The sequence below is a fragment of the candidate division KSB1 bacterium genome, from assembly GCA_022562085.1.
Lineage (GTDB): Bacteria > Zhuqueibacterota > Zhuqueibacteria > Oceanimicrobiales > Oceanimicrobiaceae > Oceanimicrobium.
Genome location: JADFPY010000278.1, coordinates 1 through 6,200, shown reverse-complemented (window position 1 = coordinate 6,200; position 6,200 = coordinate 1). Strand labels below are relative to the sequence as shown.

Sequence of the window (6,200 nt, the reverse complement as noted above, 5' to 3'; positions counted from 1 at the left end):
CACGCTAACACTGTATATTGCCCGGTTGTTTAGGAAACGCTGCACTAGTTTATTTTTTGACGACCAGATAAAGCCCAAGCAAAACCAATAACAGAGGAAGGAATGGACCTATCACCAGCAGGGGAGCGAATACGACTGTTAGAAGGCCAGCCACGGCCACAAAAGGTAGAAGCATCATCACCAGAACCATTAAGAAGATAGCCCCGATTATTTGGAAAGGAATGCTTAAAACAAAAAATCCTACCTTGAAGACCAGAGCAAGCAATTTGAAAAAAATTAGAAAAAAGGCAAACATTAGTAAAATAATTGCCAGTTCCATAGTGTCACTCCTCAGATTATCTTCATTCTTAACTTAATCTAAAAAGACGATCTTAAATCTATAATTGTTTCCTTAAGCAAAGGTGCTTAATAAAATTTTGAGCCCCGGTAATTTAAATACGAATTTGCTTTTCCAACAAATCCTCGATAGAGCTAATATCTTCTGCCGGCAGCTCCCAATCACCAGCCTCAACTGTTTCTTCGATTTGATCCGGCCGCCGTGCTCCAACGATGACTGCCGTGACTTCAGGGCGTCGAAGGGTCCAGGCAATCGCGGCATGCGCGACCGACTTCCCGTGTTTTTGAGTGAGCTTCTTTAACGACTCAACAAACGCCAAATTCGAAGTCAATTGCGGTTCTTGAAAGCGCTTGTCCACATCGCGCCGGTGGTCATCTTCCGGCAGGCTTTGCACCCACTTCGCTGTGAACTTATCCGTTAAAATGCCCTTTTGTAAAGGACTGTAAGGGATGACGCCAATGTTATTTTCAGCGCAATAGGGTAGGAGATTGTTTTCAATTCTGCGTTCGAGCATGCTGTAAGGAGGTTGAACTGAAGCAACCGGGTGGATAGGTTCGATGCGTTTAATTTGTTTCACGTTAAAATTACAGACGGCCGCATAACGAATTTTACCCTCTTTGACCAAATCTGCCAATGTACTCCAGGCTTCCTCGATATCGTTTTTTGGATCCGGCCAGTGAATTTGATAAAGATCAATCACATCGACTTGCAGCCGCTTCAGACTGGCTTCCACTTCGGCACATACACTTTCTCGTTTCAGCCTGCCGTAAATGTTTCTTTCTTTGTCCCAGACTAAGCCGCATTTTGTGGCAACCAGCGGGCGGTTGCTCATCTCTTTAGTCGCCTTTCCCACAACTTCTTCGGCCCGGCCAAGCCCATAAATCGGGGCGGTGTCGATCCAATTGATGCCCAGGTCCAGCGCCTTGTGAATGGTCGCGATCGATTCTTTTTCATCCTGTGTTCCCCAGCCGTACTGCCAACCGGCACCTCCGATGGCCCAGGTTCCAAGACCGATTGGAGTCAGGTGTAAATCAGTTGTGCCTAATTGTTTTGTTTGCATGATTAAATATCTTAAATAATCAGCTGGGTGTCAAGAGAAAACTAAGTCTTGGCTCTTGATTAAATCCCGAATATTGAATATCATTTGCACATGATCGAAACCAGCATCATTGTTCCTACCTACAATCGCTTATCGTTCTTAAAAGAAGCCGTTGAGTCCGTCCTAAACCAGACGTATCAAGACTTCGAACTGATTTTAGTTGACGATGGCTCTACCGATGGAACCAAAGAATTTGCGGCCGGATTAAGTAACCGCCTGAAGTATGTCTACCAGGAAAATTCCGGCCCAAGCGCGGCACGCAACCGCGGTATTAGCGAATCCCAGGGAGAGTACATCACTTTTTTAGATTCCGATGATTTATGGCTCGAAAATAAACTCCAGGTTGAAATCGATTTTTTGAAGGCAAATCGGGAGGCGATGGTTTGCTACACCGACGAAATCTGGATTCGCAAAGGGGTGCGTGTGAACCCCAAAAATAAACACAGAAAATATTCAGGCTGGATTTTTGAACAGTGTTTGCCTCTTTGCATTGTTAGCCCGTCGTCCGTTTTAATGCGAAGAGAATTTTTTGAATCGGTCGGCTATTTCGATGAAAAGCTTCCGGCGTGTGAAGATTACGATTTGTGGCTGAGGGCCTCCTTGAAATTGCCTTTTCACTTTATCCCCCGGAAGCTAATTATGAAAAGAGGCGGGCATAAAGACCAATTGTCGAGGCAATGGGGACTCGATCGCTACCGGGTGCAGGCGCTGCTTAAACTGCTTGAAAACGACGAGTTAGATGAAAGTCAGCACGAATGGGTCGTGAGGGAAATTATTGAAAAAGCGGCTATTCTTGAACAAGGATTTCGCAAGCATGGCAAAGAAGGGGAGGCAGATTTTTATAAAATACTGACTAAAAAGTTCACGGAGTTGTAAGTGAAAACGAGCAGCGGTTTTCCCTATTGCGCTCTTCGCCGGAGCCTGTCCTGAGCGCAGTCGAAGGGCTCTTCGATTACTTAAGCCTTTCAAAAATATGGAATCCTAAAGCCGTTTTTACAACCTCACTTGTTTCATTCTTTTTTAATTTCAAAACGACTTGTTCTAATTCCGGCTGCATGTCCCCTTTTTTAAAATAACCAAAATCTCCGCCCTGTGATGCAGTATTTTTATCAATAGAATGATTCAAAGCAAGCTCGGCAAAGTCTCCATCTTGTTTTAATTGCTGCAAAATTTTCCCAGCCTCTTCTTGGGTTTTGACCAGGATGTGCCGCATTCTAAAATAATCAGGGTCGAGTGCTTTTTCCAAATCTTTTATAAAATCCGGGTTAATTTTGAGACCAAACCGTTCGGCTGCCTTAGCGTGTTGCATCGCCATTGCATAGTTATAAATGTCATAATAAGCAAACGACAGATTGTTGTGCGCAGTCCCGTAATTTGGTACGATTTTCAGGACTTTTTTGAAATTCTCAATTGCTTTATGAATCTCCCCGTTGCTCAAATGGGTTAAGCCTAAATTATTAAAGGTGTCAATATTTAAGCTGTCCAGTTTTTCTGCTTTTGCCAGCACTTCGAGACTTTCTTGATACATGTTTTTGGATCTGAGGACGATGCCAAGGTTGTTCATGGCGTCGATGAAGTTGGGCGCCAGCTCCAAAGCTTTCTTTAAGTGCACTTCCGCTTCATCAAACATGCTTTTTGCGCCATAAGCCAGGCCTAAATTGTTGTAGGCCCGTGCATAATCCGGGTTCAATTTTAATGCTGTCTCTGCTTCTTTGATTGCAAAATCCTGAAGCCCCACCGAATAATATGCAAAGGCCAGGTTGTTGTGGGCTTCCGTGTAGGTAGAGTCATATTTTATTGCCAACCTGTATTCGTTTATCGCTTCGGCATAATTCCGGTTGGCGAGCAAAGCCGCACCTAAATTATTATGGGCCAGGGCGCTCTCGGGCTCGAAGGTTAGCGCTTTTTTGTATAAAGGGATGGCGTAATCAAGGATGCGGTTTGCATAATAAATGTAGCCCAAATTAATATAAGCTTTGACGAAGGTAGTGTCCTGTTTTATGGCGTTTTGCAACTCCTGAATTGCTTCATTGATTTTGCCTTCTTTAAAGAACTCCATACCTTTAGTGTTGAACTCGTCGGCCGTTTGTGCCAGGCCAGGGCTGCTGAATTTTAAAAGGATAATCAGTGAATAAAACAAGTTTTTCATCTGCATCGCCTAAGCTTAAAATTGTCTGTTCTTTAGTAATGAATTTTCGAGTTGAAACATAGGACGATTCAAGGTAAGAAGCAAGCGAATTTATAATAGTTTAGCATAGAGAAGTAGTTCTATGTCCAATTTCCTAGCGGATATTTTCACTTGCTTTTTAGTGCAATTCCGATTACATTGGAATCACTTTATCCAACCCGGCTCTTCCTGAGGATTCTATGAAAATTGACTACCTCGATGGACTACGGCTTAAGCAAGGTGTGATTGCCGGCGCCAGACGCGTGATTTTAATGCAGGATAGTCTCAACAAGATTAACGTCTTTCCCGTGCCGGACAACGATACCGGCACCAACATGGCTTTGACCATGCAAAGTGTCGCCGAGGGTGCGATTAGCTGCCGGGAGGAGAGCATTTCCGGGATGAGCAAGTGTCTGGCAGATGCGGCCTTGATGGGAGCCCGGGGCAACTCGGGAGCGATTTTAGCGCAGTTCTTTCAGGGACTGGCCGAGAGTTTTGAGGGAAAATTCAAAGCGACCCTGAGCCATTTTGGTGAAGCAGTTGAAACGGCCGGACGCGGCGCTTACGAGGCTATCACAGAACCCAAAGAGGGGACCATTCTCACGGTCATTCACGATTGGGCAGAAAAAGTAAAAAGACACAGCCATTTATCCGAGGACTTCAAAGATCTGTTCCACAAAGGGTTGAACGAGGCCCAGCTTTCCCTGAAAAATACTCCCAAAAAACTGAAGCTGCTGGCAAAAGCCGGGGTCGTTGATGCCGGGGCGCAGGGATTTGTGCACATGCTTGAGGGCGTCCATCATTTTATGCTGTCAGGAAAGATTGAAAAAGCAGTGGGCATAGGTGGCAATAAAACACGCCGCGCGAAAGTTGAAAATGCGCCGGAAGATATTATCTTCCAGTTCTGTACAGAGTGTCTGGTTGACGGAGAGTCAATCGACCGCAGCAAACTCCGCAGTGATTTGAGCGAGTTGGGAAACTCCGTGATTGTGGCCGGGTCTTCTGAGAAAGTTCGCATCCACGTTCACACAAATGATCCCGAAAAAGTTTTCACAGCCGCCGGAAATTACGGCGCCGTGAGCAAACGAAAATTTGATGACATGCGAGACCAGCACCAGGAGGCTTACGGAGAAAAAAAAGAACCAAAGATTGCTCTGGTGACTGATTCATCCTGCGATTTACCGCCCGAATTTATTATTCGCCACAATATTCAAATGGTGCCCATTCAAGTTTCATTTGGCACTGAAAGTTATATTGATAAAATAACTATTACGCCCAAAGAGTTCTATCGCATCCTGCAAGAGTCTGAACATAGCCCTAAAACCTCCCAACCCACGCCGGGCGATTTTAAAAATACATATAAAGAATTGTGGGGGCACTATGATTCCGCGGTTTCGGTGCATCTCGCAGGAGCTGTGAGCGGGACTTTTCAAGCAGCGCAAACTGCGGTAAAGTCAGAGGCAAATAGCAAAGTTTCCTTGATTGATAGCTGCAACGCAACTGTCGGTTTGGGCCTCATCGTTGCTGAAACAGCTAAGGCAATAGAAGAAGGGTGCGAGATAGAAGAAGTGGTAAAAAGGGCGGAATGGGCGACAAAAAGCGTCAGGGTTTTCCTAAGTTTTGCTACGGTTAAGTATTTAATTCGCGGCGGCCGGTTGAGTAAATCCAGAGGGCTTGTGGCCAGGTTGTTTAACTTGAAGCCAATTTTAACTCTGGATGCTGAGGGCAAAATTCAAACACTTACAAAGACTATGGGCGGCGCTGCTGCTCTAAATAAAATGCTTCAACTGGTTTGCCGTGAAGCGACTGGAAAAAAGAATTTGAGATTCGGCGTGGCACACGCAAACGCGCCGGAAAAAGCCAAATACCTTGTTAAGCAGATCGCCAGGCAGTTTGAAATTAAAAAGAAAGATATTATGATTGTGCACGTTTCTCCTGCTTTGGGTGCCCACGCCGGGCCAGGGGCTACAGGAGTTGCATTTTTAGGAGAGTAGCATGTTTTCATTAGTATTGATTATATTGTTTGCTTATCTCGTTGGCTCTTTCCCGACCAGTATCGTCGTGGGCAGAATGACCCGACGAATCGACATCAGGGAGCATGGCAGCAAGAACGCCGGTGGCACAAATGCTTTCCGAGTCCTGGGTTGGAAAGCAGGACTCTTTGTTGCGGTGGTAGATATTTTAAAGGGCGTTCTGGCGACGCTTCTGATTGCCAAAATTCGCGTCGACCCGTTAATGTTGGATTATGAACTTGTTCAAATTATCGCGGGCACCTTCGCAGTTATTGGCCATATCTGGACAGTCCTGGCGAAGTTCAAAGGCGGCAAAGGTGTGGCAACCGGAGCGGGATTGATCATCGCACTTTTTCCCTGGGCTTCATTGATTTGCTTCATTATATTCGCGGCCCTGGTTTTGACCACCCGCTATGTTTCACTGGGTTCGATTATCGCGACCTCATCCCTGCCTTTTGTTTTGCTGACATTTGACCGCATGTTCGGAAAATCCGTTTCAACTTCGCTTTTGACATTCAGCATCTTGATAAGCTGCCTGATTATTTTCACCCACCGTTCCAATATTCGCCGGTTGTTAAATGGTAC

At 45.4% G+C, this 6,200-nt stretch carries 6 protein-coding genes; 3 read left to right on the top strand and 3 right to left on the bottom strand.

Going from position 1 to position 6,200, the window contains the following annotated elements:
* Nucleotides 1-49: 49 nt before the first annotated feature.
* Entirely contained in the window at nucleotides 50-319 is a 270-nt protein-coding gene (locus IH879_17930) for a hypothetical protein (protein ID MCH7676803.1), read from the bottom strand.
* 112 nt (nucleotides 320-431) lie between these two features.
* Complete coding sequence (locus IH879_17925; GenBank protein ID MCH7676802.1) at nucleotides 432-1,397, bottom strand: aldo/keto reductase; 966 nt, start codon at nucleotides 1,395-1,397, stop codon at nucleotides 432-434.
* A 90-nt stretch (nucleotides 1,398-1,487) separates the two neighbouring features.
* Between IH879_17925 and IH879_17920 the strand changes: the two genes are divergently transcribed.
* Nucleotides 1,488-2,312 (top strand): glycosyltransferase, encoded by an 825-nt coding sequence (locus IH879_17920; protein MCH7676801.1) that lies wholly within the window; start codon nucleotides 1,488-1,490, stop codon nucleotides 2,310-2,312.
* A 76-nt stretch (nucleotides 2,313-2,388) separates the two neighbouring features.
* Here the strand turns inward: IH879_17920 and IH879_17915 are convergent, their stop codons facing one another.
* Entirely contained in the window at nucleotides 2,389-3,585 is a 1,197-nt protein-coding gene (locus IH879_17915; GenBank protein ID MCH7676800.1) for a tetratricopeptide repeat protein, read from the bottom strand.
* 218 nt (nucleotides 3,586-3,803) lie between these two features.
* Here IH879_17915 and IH879_17910 point away from each other — a divergent pair, with 218 nt between their 5' ends.
* A complete protein-coding gene (locus IH879_17910) occupies nucleotides 3,804-5,597 on the top strand; it encodes a DegV family EDD domain-containing protein (protein ID MCH7676799.1) in 1,794 nt (597 codons plus the stop codon).
* Between the two features lies 1 nt (nucleotide 5,598).
* Nucleotides 5,599-6,200 (top strand): glycerol-3-phosphate 1-O-acyltransferase PlsY (gene plsY / locus IH879_17905; protein ID MCH7676798.1); only part of this gene is annotated, 602 nt, incomplete at its 3' end.